Annotated in this window: 15 protein-coding genes; 12 read left to right on the top strand and 3 right to left on the bottom strand. The window is 44.4% G+C overall.

From position 1 onward, the window contains the following. Nucleotides 1-413 precede the first annotated feature (413 nt). The 3 genes from ACBP55_RS23190 to ACBP55_RS23180 form a co-directional block, all read right to left on the bottom strand. Nucleotides 414-1,382: a helix-turn-helix transcriptional regulator gene (locus tag ACBP55_RS23190; protein WP_464645261.1), complete on the bottom strand. Its 969-nt coding sequence runs from the start codon at nt 1,380-1,382 to the stop codon at nt 414-416. 21 nt (nt 1,383-1,403) lie between these two features. Continuing rightward, nucleotides 1,404-2,297, bottom strand: coding sequence for a LysR family transcriptional regulator (locus ACBP55_RS23185; RefSeq protein ID WP_029193082.1), 894 nt, complete (start codon nt 2,295-2,297; stop codon nt 1,404-1,406). Nucleotides 2,298-2,529: 232 nt separating this feature from the next. Then, on the bottom strand, nt 2,530-2,664 hold the full coding sequence (locus ACBP55_RS23180; RefSeq protein WP_464653388.1) for a lmo0937 family membrane protein: 135 nt from the start codon (nt 2,662-2,664) through the stop codon (nt 2,530-2,532). A 212-nt stretch (nt 2,665-2,876) separates the two neighbouring features. Here ACBP55_RS23180 and leuC point away from each other — a divergent pair, with 212 nt between their 5' ends. From leuC to ACBP55_RS23120, 12 genes are all read left to right on the top strand, one after another. Then, complete coding sequence (leuC, locus tag ACBP55_RS23175; RefSeq protein WP_464645260.1) at nt 2,877-4,298, top strand: 3-isopropylmalate dehydratase large subunit; 1,422 nt, start codon at nt 2,877-2,879, stop codon at nt 4,296-4,298. 69 nt (nt 4,299-4,367) lie between these two features. Continuing rightward, nucleotides 4,368-4,973, top strand: a complete 606-nt coding sequence (gene leuD / locus ACBP55_RS23170) for a 3-isopropylmalate dehydratase small subunit (protein ID WP_029193084.1) — start codon at nt 4,368-4,370, stop codon at nt 4,971-4,973. A gap of 290 nt (nt 4,974-5,263) precedes the next feature. Further along, on the top strand, nt 5,264-6,310 hold the full coding sequence (locus ACBP55_RS23165) for a stalk domain-containing protein (RefSeq protein ID WP_464645259.1): 1,047 nt from the start codon (nt 5,264-5,266) through the stop codon (nt 6,308-6,310). A 7-nt stretch (nt 6,311-6,317) separates the two neighbouring features. Next, nucleotides 6,318-6,704 (top strand): N-acetylmuramoyl-L-alanine amidase family protein, encoded by a 387-nt coding sequence (locus tag ACBP55_RS23160; RefSeq protein WP_464645257.1) that lies wholly within the window; start codon nt 6,318-6,320, stop codon nt 6,702-6,704. 69 nt (nt 6,705-6,773) lie between these two features. Continuing rightward, nucleotides 6,774-7,358, top strand: coding sequence for a GerMN domain-containing protein (locus tag ACBP55_RS23155; RefSeq protein WP_464645255.1), 585 nt, complete (start codon nt 6,774-6,776; stop codon nt 7,356-7,358). Nucleotides 7,359-7,387: 29 nt separating this feature from the next. Next, on the top strand, nt 7,388-10,102 hold the full coding sequence (locus tag ACBP55_RS23150) for an S-layer homology domain-containing protein (protein WP_464645254.1): 2,715 nt from the start codon (nt 7,388-7,390) through the stop codon (nt 10,100-10,102). A gap of 194 nt (nt 10,103-10,296) precedes the next feature. After that, the gene (nth, locus tag ACBP55_RS23145) at nt 10,297-10,968 is read left to right on the top strand and encodes an endonuclease III (protein WP_464645252.1); all 672 of its coding nucleotides are present in this window, start codon (nt 10,297-10,299) and stop codon (nt 10,966-10,968) included. Between the two features lie 26 nt (nt 10,969-10,994). Further along, a complete protein-coding gene (locus ACBP55_RS23140; RefSeq protein WP_029193089.1) occupies nt 10,995-11,270 on the top strand; it encodes a hypothetical protein in 276 nt (91 codons plus the stop codon). A gap of 170 nt (nt 11,271-11,440) precedes the next feature. Next, complete coding sequence (locus ACBP55_RS23135) at nt 11,441-15,142, top strand: dynamin family protein (RefSeq protein ID WP_464645251.1); 3,702 nt, start codon at nt 11,441-11,443, stop codon at nt 15,140-15,142. 270 nt (nt 15,143-15,412) lie between these two features. Continuing rightward, the gene (locus tag ACBP55_RS23130) at nt 15,413-17,254 is read left to right on the top strand and encodes an ABC transporter ATP-binding protein (protein WP_464645250.1); all 1,842 of its coding nucleotides are present in this window, start codon (nt 15,413-15,415) and stop codon (nt 17,252-17,254) included. Continuing rightward, a complete protein-coding gene (locus ACBP55_RS23125) occupies nt 17,251-19,098 on the top strand; it encodes an ABC transporter ATP-binding protein (protein WP_464645249.1) in 1,848 nt (615 codons plus the stop codon). Before ACBP55_RS23130 ends, ACBP55_RS23125 begins: the two co-directional genes overlap by 4 nt. Before the next feature lie 251 nt (nt 19,099-19,349). Further along, nucleotides 19,350-20,168: a GDSL-type esterase/lipase family protein gene (locus tag ACBP55_RS23120; protein ID WP_268618346.1), complete on the top strand. Its 819-nt coding sequence runs from the start codon at nt 19,350-19,352 to the stop codon at nt 20,166-20,168. The last annotated feature ends 12 nt before the right edge of the window (nt 20,169-20,180 follow it).

The following is a 20,180-nucleotide window of genomic DNA, read 5'->3' as shown; positions in this document are numbered from 1 at the left end:
AACATGAGCTTAGCGTTTCCGTCGGAAAACACTAGCAGCTTCATTTACTTCGTAAGCTCAGTTTTAATGTTACATCGAATCCTCGACAATTCTTGTCATAGTATTTAAAGCCTGGAAAGATGTATCGCTCAACTCAAGGAGAGGACGTTAAGTGAAAAGGCATGTAGCAGATTCAAAAAAAAGAGATGTAAAAAGTACATCAGAAAATGATTGAATGATCATTTTTTTGCAGAACAGATGTATTTTGTACATCAAATATATCCATTTTCGAGGGAATTTCAATATATTCGTTCATTTATATGTAATTTTTGCATATATTCTCTCGATTACGCCGAAACAGTGGGGAATAGATGCACTTTTTGCATCAAAATGTAAGGTGCCCGCCATAGCAACGGTCATATTGAATCCGCATGTCAGGTCAATTCATTGCCATATGCATGCTGCATCACACGAATTTGCTCTCGAATCCAATTCACCATCTCCAAGGGCTCTTCAACGAAGGCGTCCGCACCCAAACTGAGAAAATACTTCGAAAAGTACGATAAATTACTTCGATGCATGTCAGCCACTAACAGTCCACTGCCATCGACATAAATTTCTACGTTACCAGCCACTCCATGGCTACGCTCAAAGGTTCTAACACCAGCCGGGGTCAGCTTCACCCGTAGTTTCATTGTCATGGGGCCTGCCTCACGCTCCTGCCCAGCTAATAACCAATCTCCAATTGTGTACTGTTTGAAGTTTTTGCTTGGATGTGCGGATTCTGCTCGCTCCAAGCTTCGTAAGCGATCTGCGCGAAATAAGAGAAATCCCTCTTTCTGAAAGCAGTAGGAGGGGAAATACCAGAAACCATTGGACGCGTAAATGCCAATTGGCTGCACGACTCTATCTGTAGTTCCTTCTTTGGAGGCGTAAGTAATGCGTAAAGGCATTTCATCAATAGAAGCTTCCAATAACTGCTCCAAGAAGGGGGAACCTTGTGTTCGTGTAGGCGTCCAGAAGGATACTCGATCTTTAAGTGCATCGATTCTCACCTTCGTATCCGTAGGGAGATAGTGATAGAACTTATTCAGAGCCGAAGTCGATTCCGCTGCAAAAGGGAGCGCCCCATAATACTGGAGCGACTGAAAGGCGAAGAACATCGCAACAGCCTCTTGTTCGGAGAAGAGAATAGGAGGGAGCATCCGCTTCTTTAACAAGCGAAATCCCCCATTTGGGCCGAATTCGGTATAGAGCGGCATTCCGAGCTCACTCAACTCTTGTAAATCACGGTGCATCGTGCGTTCCGAGACGCCGAATTCATCGGCCATTTCTTTCGTCGTGAACTGCATACGCTCATTAACTGCCATCATCAACTGGATTAACCGTTGTGTTTTGTTCATTGCAGGCTAAACCTCCTTATGCTAACCGATTGTTCGCATAACCTCTTTCATTGTGGAAACGAAAGCCTCGGCCGCTTTAGAGATGTATCTGCCTTTCCGATAGGCAATAACGAGTGTGCGAGTAGGTCTGCCTTCAAGGGTGAGGTGAATCGGTGATAACTCACTAAAGCTTCTTTTTGAAATTAAAAAAGGGACGAAACCGATTCCCATGCCTGCGGCGACGAGGGACTGAACCGTTTCCATGTTGCTGGATTCGAAGACGATATTGGGGGTAATGCCAGCTTTTTGGCAGAGATCAAGTGTTAGCTTGCGAAAGCCTTGCCCTTTTTTTAGAGCAATGAAAGCTTCTTTCTCTAATTGTTCGATTCGAATAGGTTCTTTACTCGCTGCTAATGGATGCGTTGGAGGTACCGCGAGGACGATTTCTTCTTCCAGTAAAGTCTCATAAACGAGAGAATCTTCTCGCAATGGCAAGGAGAGCAATGAGATATCGGTTTGTCCATTCATCGTAAGCGTTTCTAAGTTAGAGGAGGTCTCTTCAACAAGAGTAATTTCAATATCCGGATAAGCCGTTTGGAAGACAGGAACGACGAAAGGCAGGATTGTTGAGCCTGTTATTGGCATACTGCCTACAACAAGGCGTCCTTTTTTCATTTGCGAAATGTCTTCCATTTCTTTCTTCAGCTGCTCGACCATGTCGAGGATTTTTTGTGATTTTTCAACAAAAAGGGATCCGGCATGGGTAAGCTCAACCGAATTGGTGCTGCGCTGGAAAAGGAGGACGCCGATCTCTTTCTCTAGCTTGGATAGCTGTTGGCTTAGGGAAGGCTGTGCAATATGAAGCTTCTCCGCGGCGCGCGAGAAATTGCGTTCGATTGCGATTTGAATCGCGTATTGAAGTTGACGTAATTCCATCGTAGGGTTCATCTCCTGATATGTAATAATCATAGCTTGTATTATTGGCGCAGCCTATAAAGCATACAAATAATATACCAGATTTAAACGTTGTTATGAAAAAAACTCGAATAGAGAGGATTATCAATCGTTGAGCAATTGTGTTTAGAGGTACAAGCAAAAGCAGTCTGTGGACAAATTCCACAGACTGCTTTTTGAATTTTAGTATAGGATCATTTTTTGTAAAGAAATGTTAACTGCTTCTTCTGCCTGTAACCAAATTAAAGACCAGAGATATGACCGCCAAAACGAGCAGAAGATGGATTAAATTCCCTCCGATATCAAACCCGATTCCTAAAGCCCACAAGACAAGAATCAATACAAAAATGGTCCAAAGTATAGTAACACATCCTTTTCAAAATGTCATAATTGCTTATGCAAGTTACTAACCACCTTTGTTAAATTCGAATCATCCTATAGGAATAATCTATGAAGCTTATAGTTATTATATCTTGGAGCTATGACGATATCCGTGCTAAACTACGTTATGAGGGTAAGACATTAACAATTAGAGCGGATAATGACAAGAGGTGACTGGATATGAGTAAAAAGACAATGTTTCAGAAGATTTGGGATAATCACGTAATTAACCAGGAAGAAGGCAAGCCTAGCGTCATCTATATTGATTTGCATCTGGTGCACGAAGTAACTTCACCGCAAGCTTTCGAAGGCCTTCGCTTATCGGGACGCAAAGTTCGTAGACCGGACCTAACCTTTGCAACGATGGATCATAACGTACCGACAAAGGATCGTTTCAACATCACAGATCCTATTTCCAAACAACAAATTGATACACTTTCACAAAACTGCCGTGATTTCGGCGTTACATTGTTCGACCTAGACAGCCTTGACCAAGGTGTTGTACACGTTATGGGACCTGAGTTAGGACTTACACATCCAGGTAAAACAATCGTTTGCGGCGATAGCCATACATCGACACACGGCGCATTCGGCGCACTTGCTTTCGGTATTGGCACAAGTGAAGTGGAGCACGTTCTTGCTACACAAACGCTGCAGCAATCCAGAGCAAAATCATTGGAAGTACGCATTAACGGTAAGCTGAAACCAGGCGTAACGGCCAAAGATTTGATTCTTGGCGTTATTGCTAAATACGGTACAGATTTTGCTACGGGCTATGTTATTGAATATACCGGCGAAGCGATTCGTGGTCTTTCCATGGAAGAGCGTATGACGGTTTGTAACATGTCCATTGAAGGTGGCGCTAGAGCGGGTCTTATCGCTCCTGACGAAACAACATTTAACTACTTGCGTGGTCGTGAATACGTTCCACAAGGTGCAGACTTTGACGCTGCAGTAGCAGAGTGGTCTACGCTTGTTACAGATGAAGGCGCTGCGTATGACTGGGTGCTGGAGTTTGATGCTGATTCCTTGATTCCGCAAGTGACCTGGGGAACTAGCCCGGGGATGGGGACAAGTATTACATCGCTAGTTCCGGATCCGCAAAGCTTCGAAACAGAAAATGAACGTAAAGCTGCTGAAAAAGCGCTTGAATATATGGATTTAACACCAGGAACGCCAATGACCGAACTGAAAGTTGACTATGTTTTCATCGGATCTTGTACAAATGGTCGTATCGAGGATCTTCGTGCAGCTGCTGCAATTGCACAAGGTTACACGGTAGATCCAAGCGTTACAGCTATCGTAGTTCCAGGTTCAGGACGCGTTAAAATTCAAGCTGAGAAAGAAGGCTTGGACAAAATTTTTGAGGGCGCAGGCTTCGAATGGCGCGATGCGGGCTGCAGCATGTGTTTGGCCATGAATCCAGACGTTCTGCAACCTGGTCAACGTTGTGCATCGACATCCAACCGTAACTTCGAAGGTCGTCAAGGCCGCGGTGGACGTACTCATCTTGTGTCTCCAGCAATGGCTGTAGCGGCAGCAATCAAAGGTCATTTCTACGACGTTCGTGATTGGGAAATCAAAGAATACCAACAAGCTTAATTCGGGCTGATTAAGGCAATACTTACGATGCTAGTTTTGCTAAAGCAAAACTTTAAGGAGAATGAAAACATGGAAGCTTTTAAACAACATACAGGGCTAGTCGGTCCTGTGGATCGCGTGAATGTAGATACAGATGCCATTATTCCTAAGCAATTTCTTAAAAGAATTGAGCGTTCCGGTTTCGGACAATTCCTTTTCTTCGAGTGGAGATGGGATGAAGCGGGCAACGTTATCGAGAACTTCCCGCTAAACCAAGATCGTTATCAAGGAGCTTCCGTTCTGCTCTCCAGAGCGAACTTCGGCTGCGGATCTTCCCGTGAGCATGCACCTTGGGCAATTCAAGATTTCGGCTTCCGCGTCATTATTGCACCGTCTTATGCGGATATCTTCTACAACAACTGTTTCAAAAACAGCATTCTGCCAATCAAGCTATCGGAAGAGCAAGTTGATGACTTGTTCGCTCGTACAGCGAAGCATGAAGGCTACAAGCTGAATGTCGATCTTGAGAACAAAACTCTCACGGATGAATACGGCTTAAACATTCAGTTTGATTTGGATGAGCACCGTCGTCAGTTCCTGCTGCAAGGCTTGGATGACATTGGATTAACACTTCAACATGAAGAGAAAATCACAGCATATGAGCAAGCTCACCAAAAACGTTTGGCTTATAAATAAAATGTGAGAATAGAAGACGCAGTCCAATGTGCATTTGCATTGGTTGCGTCTTTTTTGTGTTAGCAGCATGAACTCAGGCCTAGCTTTTGACTAGGTATTTTTCTTCTTCATTTTTGCAACTTTTGGCAGTTTTGCGCGTCTAATAGATTACTAGATTGTCGATTGAACGGAGGTTTTGCTGTCGGGCCTATACATATTTTGATACATTAGACACGTTGCTGCTAGTTTTTAAAAGATAGATTTTAAGAGTAAGAATTTACAACCCCAATTCCGACATTACATAGAGGTGAATGATGAAATTTCCTGCATTTTGTTTAATGCTGCTAGTTTGCATGCTGTTTCTCCCTACTTATGCGATGGGAGCTGAATCTCCCAGTGGAATTATGCTTTATATGAATGAAAAAAAGCTAGTGTCTAACGAAGTCCAGCCCCGTATAGTAAGTGGGAATACGATTGTACCTGTAAGAATTATCGTTGAAGAAATTGGTGCCAAGGTGAGTTGGGATGAATCCACCCGCAAGGTAACGATTGTCAAGGATGATATGAACATTCAATTAGTGATCGATAGTAAAACAGCCCTGATTAAAGGTAAGAAGGAAAGCTTAGAAGTAGCGCCAATCATTGAAAAAGGCAACACGATGCTTCCGCTTCGTTTCATTGGTCAACTTATGGGTATTGAATTTAAATGGGACTCTTTAACCTCTTCCGTTCATATGTTCAAAAAAGATGATTCCGATTCCAAACCAGTTACAGGACCCATCGATGTTGGAGGTGACTCCAATCCGGGTGAAGTAAAGCCTCCTAAACCGCCAGTACCGGGTACAGGCACAGATCCAGGGACGAAACCACTCGATCCGAATGTGCACTTGTTGACTTCGATCGTGTTATCTGAGAAGGAGATAGCTGTTGCCGCGAAAGACGGTTCTTTAGTTCCGACTATGATGAAATTAGCGAATCCGAATCGCATCGTGTTTGATTTCCCTAACACATCTTTAGATCCTTCTCTCCAGAAATTGCTAGTAAATAATGCGGGGGAGCTGCCATCTAAGCATCCTCTGGTTGAGAAAGTACGCTTTTCTAACTTTTCTGACAACCCGGCTACAGTACGAATTATTTTAGATTTGAAAAGTTCAGCTGACTATCGCGTTCAGCCTTCTAAGCTTACGAATCAATGGACAGCCACGATAGCGGAACATCAGCTAACCGTGGTGATTGATGCAGGGCACGGGGATAACGATCCTGGTGCATTATCCATAACTGGCAAGCATGAGAAGGATTTTACACTTGCAACAGCGAAGAAGGTAGAGCAAGTTTCTTGTTCAAGACAAGCGTGTTAACGTCCTTATGACTCGCTCTGATGATACGTTCATTCCGCTGGATGGCAGGGTTTCTTTTGCTAACGACATTCAATCGGATCTATTCCTATCGATTCACGGGAATAGCGCCAAAGCTACGGTATCGGGAACGGAAACGTATTATAACAGACCGGAAAGCATAGCTTTTGCTAATATCATCCACAAGAATGTGGTTGCAGCTGCAGGATTTCCAGATCGCAAAGTTCGCCAAGCTGATTTCAGGGTTATCACGAAAACCACTATGCCGGCTGTTCTGGTCGAAGTGGGGTATTTGTCCAATAAAAATGATGAATCTGCCATGTACAAGGAAGCTTTTCAAGACAAAGTAGCGGCTGCTATCGTTGCCGCCATCAAAGAATACCTAAACCTCAAATAAGAAACGAAAGCTTTAATCGAATGCTTTCGAAGTTCGTTTTGCTATGCAAAACGCTAAGGAGTGAATGAGATGACCAAAACAAGTCGCCTATTCTATGGGTTGCTTCTTGTAAGTGCCATCACGTTGTCTGTAACCGCCTGCGGTCAGAAAGGTCAGCTCGTCGGTGGAGCAACACCGCAAGCTACAATTGCGCCGACCCCTACAACTGTGGTTCAAAGTCCTGCACCATCGCCAACACCAACACCAGAACCATTAATGCAAAAAAAGGTCAAAGCCTATTACAGTGATCAGGACGAAATGAAACTTATAGAAAAAGAAGTCACAGTCAGCTATAAGCATGACGCTGACGTATATGAAGCCGCACTGAACGCACTCAAAAAGAGCGATGATCCTAAAGCGATTCCTTTATTTGATGATCTGACTTTCACAAGCTCTTCGTTTGATAAAGCTAAGGGCGAATTGAAGCTTGATCTCAAATTTGGTCCCAAGACGCAATTAGGCGCTCCGGGTGAGGAGTTATTTTTACAAGCTTTGAAGAAAACCGTGTTTCAATTTCCAGAAGTGAAGTCAATATATGTGCTGAAAAACGGCAAGCAAGTGGATAGCTTAATGGGGCATATCGAGCTTCCGTATCCAATTAAACGACCTAATTAAATGTAGTAGCAGAGGAGTCTAATTCAACGATGAAAAACAAGAAATTAGCAAGTGCAATTGTTAGTTCATTAATTGTTACAAGCCTGGCGGGGACAACCGTTTCGGCAGCAGAGTCAGTAAATATGACATCAACAAGCAATGTAAAACTTTCTTTCCCTGACGTAAAATCGGACTATTGGGGTATACGACATATATCCAAGCTTGCTTTAGAAGGCATCATTGAAGGCTACGAGGATGGTGCTTACCGGGCAGAGAACTCGGTTTCACAGCAAGATGTTCTTATTATGGCTACTCGTATGATGGGCTTGCAAGGCGATGTAGATGCCATGACATCAACAACGGTTTTTCCCGATTTCATGCTGGTTGATAACTATGCACGAAATTATGTAGCAATTGCTCTCCAAAAAGGTTTAATCTCCAATGAGGAAGAGAAAGTGAGAAGTCAAAGCGATAAGTCCAAAGATAAATGGGGCCAGCGCAAGGCAACAAGAGAATGGGTAGCAGAAGTGGTCATTCGCGCTATCGGTAAGGCGTCCACCGCACAAAGCTTATCGACAACACCAACGGCATTCAAAGATAATAATGACATTAGCAGCACAACATTAGGTTTTGTTAATGCAGCTGTTGCTTTAAAGGTTGTGGATGGCTTTGAAGATGGCACTTTCCAACCAAAAGGGGCAGTCACACGTGCTCAAATGGCCGCTTTTTTAAGTCGCTCCCAAAAGGAGCTAGCTACATTGCCTTCACGTGCTGTGAAAGGGTACATGACAAGCTTAACGAACGGCACTATTGGGCTTATGGACAAAGACGGGAATACGAGTACATATAAGCTTTCACCGAATACAGTTTTCTTTGGAAATAAAAATGATACCGCCATTGCTGCGAATACGCTGCAAGAAACGTTTGAAGTCTCTCTCGTTCAGGTGAATGGAACAGCCTATTATGTTGAAATCATAAGTGATGAGCTTCAGCTTGATATCCATGAAGGTAAATTATTGAAATTGAATATGAGCAGCCTCAAGGCCACATTGGATGATTATGAGAGCTATGATTTAGCACCGGATGTCGCTGTAACAGATGCCGATGGACGCGGGCTGAGCCTAGGTTCTATCGTAAATGGCAGTACAATTCAACTGCGCAAAAGCAAGATCGTCAAAACCGATAAATATACCTCTATCATAGTTAAACAGGTACCCGTTAATAAAACAGCAGATGGCGCGATTCAAACGCTTAACAAAGATGCCATGCAAATTACGCTTCTCGATACCGTATCAGGGCAGCCTGAAACGTATGGTTTTTCAAGTAGTTTGATTGCGACTTTACCAGATAACAGCCTCGTAGATATTAATTCTATTCACGTTGGAGATTCGGTTGAGTATACGGTTAAGAACAGTGAAATTGTGAAAATCGTCATTAAAAAGCAAGCGGATGTCGGCGTAAGTGTTGAGGGGACTCTCAAAGCACTTGGCGATGACAAAACATTTTTAACGATAACCAAATCTGCTGGCGGGGCTTTAGCATCCTACGTTCTTAGCGATAACGTGCAAGTGAGAATTAATGGTTTAGCAACGGCTAGTATTTATGATATTGCTCCTGGAGATCAGCTTAAGCTGGATGTTTTGAACAACAAAGTAACATTAATTACGGTTACCAACCGATCTATTGAGAACTTATACTTTGCAAAAATTATTTCATACGACCAAGCATCGAAATTATTAACCGTTATCGATAATACAGGTAAACCGCATGCTTATATTATAAAAGATACAGTTTCCATTTCATATGCAGGAGTGAAGCTGCCTTTTGCAAACTTTAGCAGCACGTTTACGGCCGGCAAGTATGTAGATTTACTTGTGTCAAAAGATAACGTCACTCAAATTCAAATGTCCTCCCAACTGGATGGCGCATTAACGCAATTAAATTTACAAACGAATGATATAACATTGAAAACGGACAGCGGTCAAAGCCTGACGTTCAAGCTTACATACGCTCCACAGGTTGAGCTTGCGAATAAGCCTAACAGCACACTGTCCGATCTAAAAGTTGGGGACAACGTTAGTCTATTACTAAGCTTCGATCAGGGGATTGTCACGAAAATTGTAACTAGTAAAACGGCACTTTATAAAACAGTATTAACTAATGTGAACAGCAAGCAAATTACGGTGACGGACGAGGCGAACACTTCGTATGTCGTTTCTCTGGATGGTGTACCCATCGTCAAAGCAGATCAAAGTGTAGGATCTATGACAGACGTTGCTCTTGATGATTACGTGAAGCTGACGTTTAAAGGTCTAGCTGTTGTAAAAGCTGAGCTGATCAGTCCTGTACGCGGTAAGGTTACAGCTGTGAATGCAGCTAGTACAAGCCTAACTGTTCAAGATTTTTCAGGTAAAAGTCAAGTGATTAACGCAGGCAGCAACTATAGTGTTAAACTTAATGGCGGCGTAGCATGGGGTTTCACTTCCATCAAAGTGGGCGATCGTGTTCAAGTGATGAAAGATGCGACTGACAAAATGATTATTCAAGTAGCTGTAGGTTCTAAGCGAGAAGTGGATAACTATAATAACGTCGTGAACCAATTTTACTTCAAAGCTACAAGCTCAGGAGAAAAAACGGCGTATAGCATTTTCCCAAGAGCCTATTTCCATAAAGGAACAGACGTAGTGTCTGCAGCATCCTTTGCAGCTGGGGATCAAGTAACTCTTTATGTGTTAGACGATAAAATTGTTGAGATTGAGAAATAAAATTGAACGAAAATAAAGTTCATCCGTCTGTATATTAGGAGCTTGACTTCTAATACAGGCGGTTTTTTTTCTAATTTATAAAATAAATATGGCAATTATTTAGAAAATGTTCGCATTTTGACGCTTTCAAGCATTGATTCTAACGCCACAATTCGCTACACTGGAGATTATTACGACCCTAAGGAAGTAAAAACATGACACAGAAGCTAGTAAGGCATATTTTGGATACAATCGGTGAGCTCTTTCCGGATGCGCATTGCGAGCTGCGCCACAGTAATCCGTTTGAATTAACGATTGCTGTATTACTATCGGCTCAATGCACCGATGAAACCGTGAATAAGGTGACATTGGATTTATTTCAGAAATATAAACGTCCTGAAGATTACTTGGCGGTTCCACTTTCGGAACTGGAGCAAGACATTCGACGGATTGGATTATTTCGAAATAAGGCAAGCAATATTCAAAAATTGTGTCAATTGCTGCTGGACAAGTTTGAAGGCGAAATTCCAGAGAAGCACGAACACTTGGTCGAACTGCCCGGCGTTGGCCGTAAAACAGCAAATGTCGTCGTATCGAACGCTTTCGGGGTACCTGCGATTGCCGTAGACACCCATGTCGAGCGAGTGTCCAAAAGACTAGGATTAGTTGGCTGGGACGATTCGGTACTTGAAGTTGAAAAGAAGCTGATGAAGAAGGTTCCGCGCGAAGAGTGGACTCAAACACATCATCGTCTCATATTCTTCGGCCGGTATCACTGCAAAGCTCAGAACCCGCAGTGCACGATATGTCCATTGTTGGACAATTGCCGTGAGGGCAAGAAACGTATGAAACCAAGTACAACTAGGAAAACTATTACAAACAAATGATATGCAGACAAAGGATGGGATTTGAAATGAAATGCATCGCCGTATACACCAATAGCTTTGAACTGTTCTCCGATATTTATGAGCAAGTCATTAACACGCCCTTAGCCGATAATGAGGAAAAAGTCATTGAAGGTGTAACAGTCAGTGAATCCGGTGAAGTTCCTCAGAATTACATAGACAAGATGAAAACAAAGTCCGAAGTCGTTGTTATGAAAGTAAAAGACTCCGACATTACGATTTTGCAGCATCGCGATGTCTTTGAGATTTTCTTGCCGGAAAAAGAAAAAGCAGTAATGTCCTAAAACCTAAATCTCCCTTTGGGAGATTTTTTTCTGTAGATAAGAAAGTATAAGTTTTATACTTTTGCTTCGCATCTACCTTGACAAACGCTCTCGTCCTGAAGGACGACGGAGTCGTTTATCCTTGGTTATGTTTGGATAGAAGAACGGATCATAAGGAGCGGAATGGACGAATGACGCAAATGGTGGATATAAGCATTTCGGTCATGCCGGATGCGATCAGAAACATGCAGGTTAATCTGCAAGCCAAAGGGGATTACGATAACGCAAGCAAGCTAGGTCAGCTGCTTGACAAAATAGACACTGGACGGATGAATATAGCGTTCTGCGGTCATTTCTCAGCAGGGAAATCAACGCTGATTAATCAGCTCTGTGGGCACGCCTTATTGCCTTCCAGCCCAATTCCTACAAGTGCAAATATCGTGAGTATTCGCAATGGATCACCCGGTGCTCATGTTACGCATCGCGTGAAGGATGGCAACGTAAACAATAAAGGAAAACAGAAGACGATTGCGCTTGAAGAATTAGAAGCGTATTGCGTAAATGGTACGGATATTGAAACCGTAGAGATTACGTATCCGATTCCATTTCTGGGCAGTCACACGGCGCTGCTTGATACGCCAGGGATTGATTCTACGGATGATGCCCATCATCAATCTACGGAGTCTGCTTTACATCTGGCCGATGTCGTTTTCTATGTGATGGATTACAACCATGTTCAATCTGAAGTCAATCTCGCGTTCACGAAGAAAATGAAGGAGTGGGGAAAGCCGCTCTATCTGGTTGTAAATATGATTGATAAGCACAAAGAATGGGAGCTTCCTTTTGCACAGTATCAGGAGGGGACGAAACAAGCTTTCTTAAGCTGGGGTATCGAGCCGGATGATTTACTGTTCGTGACCATGAAGGAGCCCAGCCATCCGCATAATGAGTATGCGAAGCTGCAATGGCTCCTAAGTCGTTTGATTGAGCGCGGGGATGATCTGCGAAGCTTCAGCATCGACGCATCCGCGCGTTATCTTGCAGCGGAGCACGGCAAGTGGTTGGCTGATCAGCATGAGCCGCAGAAAGCGGCGCTTTTGGAGCAAATCAGCCAGGAGGGCGACGTGCAGGAGGTTCAGGCGCAAGCTGCTGCGAAGCAGGAAGAGCTTGAGGCAGTGAAGGGACGACCAGAAGCGTTGACGGCGGCCCTCCGTAAGGAAGTTGGCATGATTATCGAGAATGCCAATATAACACCAGCCTTGACCAGGGATCAGGCTCATGCGTATTTGGAGAGCCGTAAACCCGGATTCAAGGTCGGCTTTTTCTCCAGGGCTGCGCAAACGGCTCTGGAGACAGAGAAACGCTTAATCGCGTTTCAGGCGGATTTGGCTGAGCAGGTAGAAGCGCAGCTGGATTGGCATCTTAGGGATGCTTTGAAAAGGGCTGCTCAGGAGCAAGGGCAGCATGATCCTGCCCTTACAGCGCAAATCGAAGCGTTGAAGGTTGATGTGACCACACAGTGGCTGGCCGCACAAGTGAATGCCGGCGCAACCTTCGGAGGCGAATATACGCTCAACTTCATGAAACAGGTGTCAGCTGATATTAAACAGATGTACCGCAAACAGGCGTTTGCGGTGATTGATCTGATCGCGGCTGCCGTCCGCGATGGAGGGGCGCAAGCGGCTGACGCGCTTGCGGCAGAGCTCGAAGCGCTAGGCGTCCGCCTCAGCGCTTGCCGGGAACTGCAGCGCCTCGAGGAAGCCGAGGCGGAGGCAGAGGTCCAGCTGCTGCGCATGGCCAGCTGGCCTAGACCGTCTGCGCCGGCGCTGCCGGCTGCGCAGCAGTACACGGCCATGGAGGAGACGGCAGCCGCCCCGCTGAGCGGGGGGCTGCACGTGACCTCCATGGGCACGATCCTGCAGGCCGCTGCCACGGCATCGGCGGCCGCAGGCACAGCAGCTGCGTCATCAGTGGAGGCAGCTGCATCAGCGCCTACCACGTTCACCTCAGGTGAACATGGTAAGCGCATGGAACGCAAGGCCGCCGACTTGCAGGCGGCCTCCAGCCTCATCGAAGGCCTGCCGTCGATGAGATCGATCGCGCGCTCCATGCGCGAGAAATCGGAACGTCTGCGGCAGCGGACGTTCACGATCGCCTTGTTCGGCGCCTTCAGTGCCGGCAAATCCTCTTTCGCCAATGCGTTGATTGGCGAAAGAGTGCTGCCGGTCTCGCCGAACCCCACGACGGCGGCAATCAACAAGATCATGCCGCCGCAGGAAGGTTGGCCGCATGGCACAGCCAAGGTCAAGATGAAGAAGACGGACGCGATTCTGCAGGACGTGCTTTATTCTTTGGACATACTCGGCGTGCAGGCGGTAGACATGGCATCAGCGCTCAAACGCATAAGCGCACTTTCTCCAGATGACGTTACAGCCAAAGGGAAGCCGCACTATTCCTTCCTGAAGGCAGTTGAGAAAGGTTGGGCCCTCGCCCAAGATCATTTAGGCACAGAACTGAAAATCACCAAAGACGAGTTCCCAAGCTATGTTGCAGACGAGTCTAAGTCCTGTTTTGTTGAATTTATCGAATTATTTTATTCCAATCCATTGACGGAACAAGGCATTATATTCGTTGATACGCCAGGGGCAGATTCCATTAATGCCCGTCATACCGGGGTAGCTTTTAACTATATTAAAAATGCGGATGCTATTCTTTTCGTTACTTATTACAATCACGCCTTCTCGCAGGCAGACCGCGAATTTCTTTTGCAGCTAGGTCGGGTGAAGGATAGCTTTGAGATGGATAAAATGTTTTTCATCGTCAATGCGGCTGATCTTGCCGCTAGCTCGGAAGAATTAAATGGCGTCATTAAGCATGTGGAAACGAATTTGCTGCAGCACGGCATCCGAAATCCACGTATTTATCCAATATCCAGTTATTTGGCCGCAGAAGGCAAAATAAACGGGAACGAAGCGTTGGTTACTCAATCGGGCATTCAGCCATTTGAGCAAGAATTCGTGAAGTTCACGTTTAATGAGCTTAGCGATGTCGCTATCCATGCTGCTAATTTGGAGCTGAATCGCGCGATTGCAACCATGCAGCAGTGGCTGGAGCGTGCGCAGTCCGGTGAGGAAGAACGAAAGCTTCAGTTAACCAAGCTCGGACAAGCGGAGCATGCGGGAGTTGAGCTTTTGGAAAATACCCTGTATGACGCGGAGCTCAAAGAATTAAAGAAAGAAATTCAGGAGCTATTGTACTACGTCAAGCAGCGCACGATGTACCGTTTCGGTGAATTATACAATTATGCGTTTAATCCATCGACTTTCAGGGATGATGCCAGAGATCCGAAGCAAGCACTACAATCTGCTTGGGGCGAGCTGCTGCGTATGATTGGCTATGATTTATCCCAAGAGGTATTGGCCACAACGCTTCGGGTTGAAAATCGCATGAATCTGATTAGCAAGGGCCGTGTAAAGCGCTGGGAAGAGCAGCTTGGTGAGCTGCTGGAAGGATTCGAAAGTGGAACGTATGAATCAAGTAAGTTCGCAACGCCTGAAATTACGTCTAAACTAGAAGTTCCAGATGTAACCTTGAAGCTTCTCCAAAGTCATTTCAAAAATGCGAAGCAATTTTTCGAAGGCGATGGCAAAAGCAAGCTTAGATCAGATTTGGAAAATCGGATGAACACACCGGTTGCAGAATTTATCGAGCAGCAAACCGTGGAGCTTGAACAAGCGTATGCGAATCAGTTGGAAAATTGGCTAGCCACACAGAAAAATCTGATGCTGCAACAGCTGAATGAACATGCTGAAGGGCTTCGCGATGCTCTCGAAATGAAGATTGATTTGAACGAACTTATATCCAAACAGCATCAATTAAAAGCTTTTGTTTAATGATTAAACAAAAGGGTTGGTCAGGTTCAAAAGAACTTGGCCAACCCTTTACTGCGTATTGTCATGTAAAGGCTTACATTGATGGGTATCGGGATGATTTTAAAGAATAAGGGGGATTCCTGCAAGTTTTTGTGAAGTTATGGGCATTTAAGCGTTTAAATCCTCGTATCCTCTGATTGCTCGCTAATAGGGATGGTGTTAAGATTCATTAGGTAATAAAACGCTTTCTAAGCTTTTCCAAATTATCCTTCTTGAGGAGGGGGCCCCAAAGTGGAAGTGTTCAGGCAACTGAAGCCGTATTTTTGGCCAGAGAAAAAATTATTTTTTGGAGCAATTCTATGTTTAGCAGTGGCAACCGCGCTCGGTCTCGTTTATCCGAATTTACTGCGGTATTTAATCGACGACGTGATCACGAAGAAACAATTTGAGCTCGTTCCCCGATTAGCGCTTGTAGTCGTAATAGTCGTATCAATGAAGGGGATGTTTCAATTTCTTCACGGCTTATGCGGAGGTCGACTAGGTAACCGCGTCGCGTATCATTTGCGTAATGCGCTGTACAACAAGCTTCAGTACTTATCTTTTCAATACTATGATCAGGCAAGAACTGGTGACTTAATGTCTAGATTGACTGCTGATTTGGAGGCCATTCGACAGTTTATCGGCTTCGGCTTTGCTCAGCTTTTAAACGTGATGTTGATGCTAGTTTTCGGTATGGGGATGATGTTTTCGATTAACTGGAAACTGGCTTTACTTACGATGATAACGATGCCATTTCTGGCGTTTACCGCAATTCGTTTTGAAGGTAAAATTCATCCTGCTTTTCGGATGGTGCGTCAATCTCTCAGTACGATGACAACTGCGGTGCAAGAAAATATTACTGGGGTTCGAACGGTGAAATCGTTTGCGCGCGAACCGCATGAAGTAACGAAGTTTTCAGCACGCAATGAGGATTACAAAGCCATGAATATCGAAACCTCAGGGATCTGGGCGAAGTATTTTCCGATCATGGAAATTTTGGCGAATTTAAGTGTCGTCACTTTGCTTGGCGTTGGCGGGTACATGGTCATCGATAATACCATTACGTTAGGCGAACTCGTTGCCTGTTTCAGTCTTATCTGGTACATTATTGGACCGATGTGGGGACTTGGCTTTCATATCAATAACTTTACTCAAACCAAAGCTTCTGGTGAGAAAATTTTGGAAGTTTTGAATCATTACATGCATGTGAAAGATCAACAAGATGCAACGGCTTTGAAGAGTGAAGATATTAAAGGTCATGTGCGCTTTGATCATGTCACATTTGCATATCCGGAAAAGCAGCCTGCCCTTTATGATTTCTCGGTTGACGCTCCCCCAGGCTCTGTTATAGGGCTATTGGGCAGTACAGGTTCTGGTAAAACGACAGTGATATCCTTGCTTATGAGAGCTTATAACGTTAAAGAAGGCAAGGTTATGTTAGATGGTCAAGATATTCGCTCTTTACAAGTTGAAAGCTATCGCAATCAGATTGCTACTGTTTTCCAAGAAACATTTTTGTTTTCCTCTTCAATACGCAACAATATCTCTTATGGACGTAAAGATGTAACGATGGATGACATTATTCGAGCAGCTAAGCTGTCCAAAGCGCATGATTTCATTATGGAACTTCCGGAAGGGTATGACACGGTTGTTGGTGAGCGCGGTCTAGGCTTGTCTGGCGGTCAAAAGCAGCGGATTGCCATCGCTAGGGCACTTATCAAGGATCCTAAAATTCTCGTTCTGGACGACGCGACAAGCGCGGTTGATATGGAAACAGAGCATGAGATTCAAGCAGGTTTCGGTGAGGTTATGAAAGGACGTACAACCTTCATCATTGCTCACCGAATTTCTTCTTTGAAGCATGCCGATGAAATTATTGTTCTGGATAAAGGTCGGATTGTGCAAAGAGGCACACATCAGGATCTGCTGCAGCAGGAAGGGCTTTACCGTCAAACCTATGACATTCAGTATGCGGATGGGCCTCAGAAAACGGCTGCAAGCATCCAGGCTGCGGCAACTAAGGATACGGATGCTGATTTGAATTTGAATCCAGTAAACCATTCTCCATCGCAAGAAAGAAGGTTAGCACATTGAGTACTAATTCGACGCAAGCCGAGGCATCTGCCAAAAGAGAAGATTCCCAAGCGGGGCAACGATTCGTATATCAAGATGATGAACTGATTGAAAAGCCTTTTGATTGGGGTCAGTTAAAACGTTTATTTAGTTATATGAAGCCTTATAAGAAGCAGATGCTGCCTATTATCATTATTATGATGTTGGTAGGAGCAATCACCAAGCTGACGATTCCGCTGCTCATTCGTGAAGCCATTGATAAATCCATCATTCCCAAGGACAAGAATCTCCTTTTTCTAATCGTTGGGATCATGCTTGGCGTATATGTTATTCAATGGTTAGCCAACACATTCCGTATTAAATATACGAATATGATTGGTCAGCGGGTCATCTACGATCTGCGTCATGATTTATTCAGTCATATTCAAAAGCTGTCGTTTCGTTTCTTTGATACACGTCCGGCGGGATCTGTTCTCGTACGAGTAACAAACTATGTGAATTCATTGCAAGATTTGTTTACGAATGGTGTTGTTAACTTATTAATTGATGTGGTGCAGCTCTGTGGCATTATTATTATTTTATTGACGTTCAATTTCAAATTAGGTGCAGCAATCATCGTTACCGTTCCGATTATGTTCCTCATTTCGACTCAGCTTCGGAAAAAGATTCGTCGTGCTTGGCAGGACGTGACGATGAAGCAATCTCGTCTGAATGCGCATTTAAATGAATGCATCCAAGGTATTAAAGTAACACAAGCCTATACACAAGAAAAAGAAAATATTCAATTCTTCACCAAAATGAATATGGTCAATCGGTTGTCTTGGAACCGTGCTTCAATGCTCAACCAATCATTTGGTCCACTCATTGAAATTACGGGAGCTGTTGGCTACTGCATTCTGTTCTGGCTTGGCGCTCATTTAATTCAAACGGAAGAAATATCGGTCGGTTTGTTAGTTGCATTCGCTACTTACATAGGCTATTTCTGGGAACCTATTACGCGGTTAGGTCAAATGTATTCGCAATTGCTCATTGCAATGGCTTCAGCGGAGCGGATCTTCGAGTTTATCGATGAGGAACCAACTGTAGCTGAAATCGAAGGCGCTAAAGATCTGCCGAGCATCCAAGGCAAAGTGAAGTTTGAGAATCTCGTATTTGAGTATGAGCCAGGTAGACCAGCTCTCAACGGCATTAGTTTAGATGTACAGGCTGGACAATCCATCGCACTTGTTGGTCATACAGGTTCGGGTAAAAGTACGATTATGAATTTATTGTGCCGTTTCTACGATCCAGTTGAAGGCAAAATTCTTATTGATGGGCACGATATTCGAAATGTCACCATTCAAAGCTTGCGCTCCCAAATTGGAGTTGTCCTGCAAGATACGTTTATCTTCTCGGGAACGATTAGAGAAAATATTCGCTTCGGTCGCTTGGATGCTACCAATGAAGAGATTGAACTTGTAGCCAAGGCTGTTCATGCACATGATTTTATCATGAGTTTGCCAAGCGGCTATGATACAGAAGTACAAGAGCGCGGAAACGTTCTCTCGATGGGTCAGCGTCAGTTGATCTCTTTTGCCAGGGCACTGCTTGCGAACCCGCGTGTTCTTATCTTGGATGAAGCAACGGCTAGTATTGATACGGATACTGAGCTCAAAATCCAGGAAGCTCTCAAAACGCTGCTTGCAGGTCGGACCTCCTTTATCGTCGCGCACCGACTTTCTACCATTCGGAATGCTGATAAAATCGTAGTACTCGATCATGGCCGTATGATGGAGATCGGTAATCATGATGAGCTCATGAGAGAACAAAAGATTTACCATGGACTTATTCAAGCCCAATACAAATTTTTGCAAGACGCGGTTTAAAATTCTGAGAAAAAGCTGTTTAGCTGCTGTGGCGGTTAAACGGCTTTTTTCGGTGAATATTGCAAGTTTGGAGATCTGGTGCTTTATTTTCGGACTTTACCGAAAGCTCATTTTGCTGAAATACAGCCAGCATTAATGTGGTAACCCACGACACCGTGTGGCCCCGTTCCGTATTGCAATGTTTGCAAATTTATTCAAGAAGCTATACTCTTAGAGTGAATTATGCCATTTATTCGCAGGAGGGGACTTCCTTGAGATCATCTCGCTTTATGTGGGGCGCAATTGGCCTTACGGCTTCGATATCTACGATTGTTTTCGCAGTAGGTTTTGCTTACGCGGCGAATCAAATATGGTTTCCCAAAGCATCCGGTGACCTCAATCTTGTATCGTCATCAGTACCTAAGAAAGAAACGATGATTGAGAGTAAAAGCAAGCTTCAGATTGTTGCGCTTGGTGATTCATTAACTGCTGGAACTGGGGACAACACTGGTAAAGGTTACGTAGGACGTGTCCGCGAAAAGCTGGAGAAGGAAAGCGGTAAGCCGGTATTCGTGCTAAATAATCTAGCGATTCCAGGCTATAAGAGTGACCAACTACTTTCAGATCTAGCGCTGAAAAAGACGCAGGATGCACTCGCTCAGGCGGATATCATCTTGCTCACGATTGGCGGCAATGATATTTTTGCTGGCGGGGAAGGGCTTTTTACAGGAGAAAATCAGACGGAGTTTAACCCAGAAGGTGCCTTGAAACGCGTAGATCCTGCGCTGGCCAAAATGGATAAGGTCATTCAGGCAATTAATAAAGCCAATCCAAATGCAACTGTGTTGTATGTTGGCTTATATCATCCTTTTCTTGATTTAGATCCCAAAAAAGAAGGTTCGCTTATTGTACAGCGATGGAATAACAGTGTTTTTGAGATGATGAATCGTTATCCTCATATGGCCATTGTCCCAACCTATGATCTATTTGAACAAAATTTGATCAAATATTTGTCATCAGCCGATCATTTTCATCCTAACGGGGACGGCTATGAGCGCATTGCCGATCGGATTGTACAAATTCTGAAGTAGGGGAGGCCAAGC

Source organism: Paenibacillus sp. WG02, from assembly GCF_055396115.1.
The sequence above is the reverse complement of the archived record's forward strand: the minus strand, read 5'-3'. Positions and strand labels throughout refer to the sequence as shown.

What these genes read in the sequence shown, in the direction of transcription:
- ACBP55_RS23190 (WP_464645261.1), bottom strand. Translation starts at nt 1,382, where the DNA reads ATGAACAAAACACAACGGTTAATCCAGTTGATGATGGCAGTTAATGAG.
- ACBP55_RS23185 (WP_029193082.1), bottom strand. Translation starts at nt 2,297, where the DNA reads ATGGAATTACGTCAACTTCAATACGCGATTCAAATCGCAATCGAACGC.
- leuC (WP_464645260.1), top strand. Translation starts at nt 2,877, where the DNA reads ATGAGTAAAAAGACAATGTTTCAGAAGATTTGGGATAATCACGTAATT.
- leuD (WP_029193084.1), top strand. Translation starts at nt 4,368, where the DNA reads ATGGAAGCTTTTAAACAACATACAGGGCTAGTCGGTCCTGTGGATCGC.
- ACBP55_RS23165 (WP_464645259.1), top strand. Translation starts at nt 5,264, where the DNA reads ATGATGAAATTTCCTGCATTTTGTTTAATGCTGCTAGTTTGCATGCTG.
- ACBP55_RS23160 (WP_464645257.1), top strand. Translation starts at nt 6,318, where the DNA reads ATGACTCGCTCTGATGATACGTTCATTCCGCTGGATGGCAGGGTTTCT.
- ACBP55_RS23155 (WP_464645255.1), top strand. Translation starts at nt 6,774, where the DNA reads ATGACCAAAACAAGTCGCCTATTCTATGGGTTGCTTCTTGTAAGTGCC.
- ACBP55_RS23150 (WP_464645254.1), top strand. Translation starts at nt 7,388, where the DNA reads ATGAAAAACAAGAAATTAGCAAGTGCAATTGTTAGTTCATTAATTGTT.
- nth (WP_464645252.1), top strand. Translation starts at nt 10,297, where the DNA reads ATGACACAGAAGCTAGTAAGGCATATTTTGGATACAATCGGTGAGCTC.
- ACBP55_RS23140 (WP_029193089.1), top strand. Translation starts at nt 10,995, where the DNA reads ATGAAATGCATCGCCGTATACACCAATAGCTTTGAACTGTTCTCCGAT.
- ACBP55_RS23135 (WP_464645251.1), top strand. Translation starts at nt 11,441, where the DNA reads ATGACGCAAATGGTGGATATAAGCATTTCGGTCATGCCGGATGCGATC.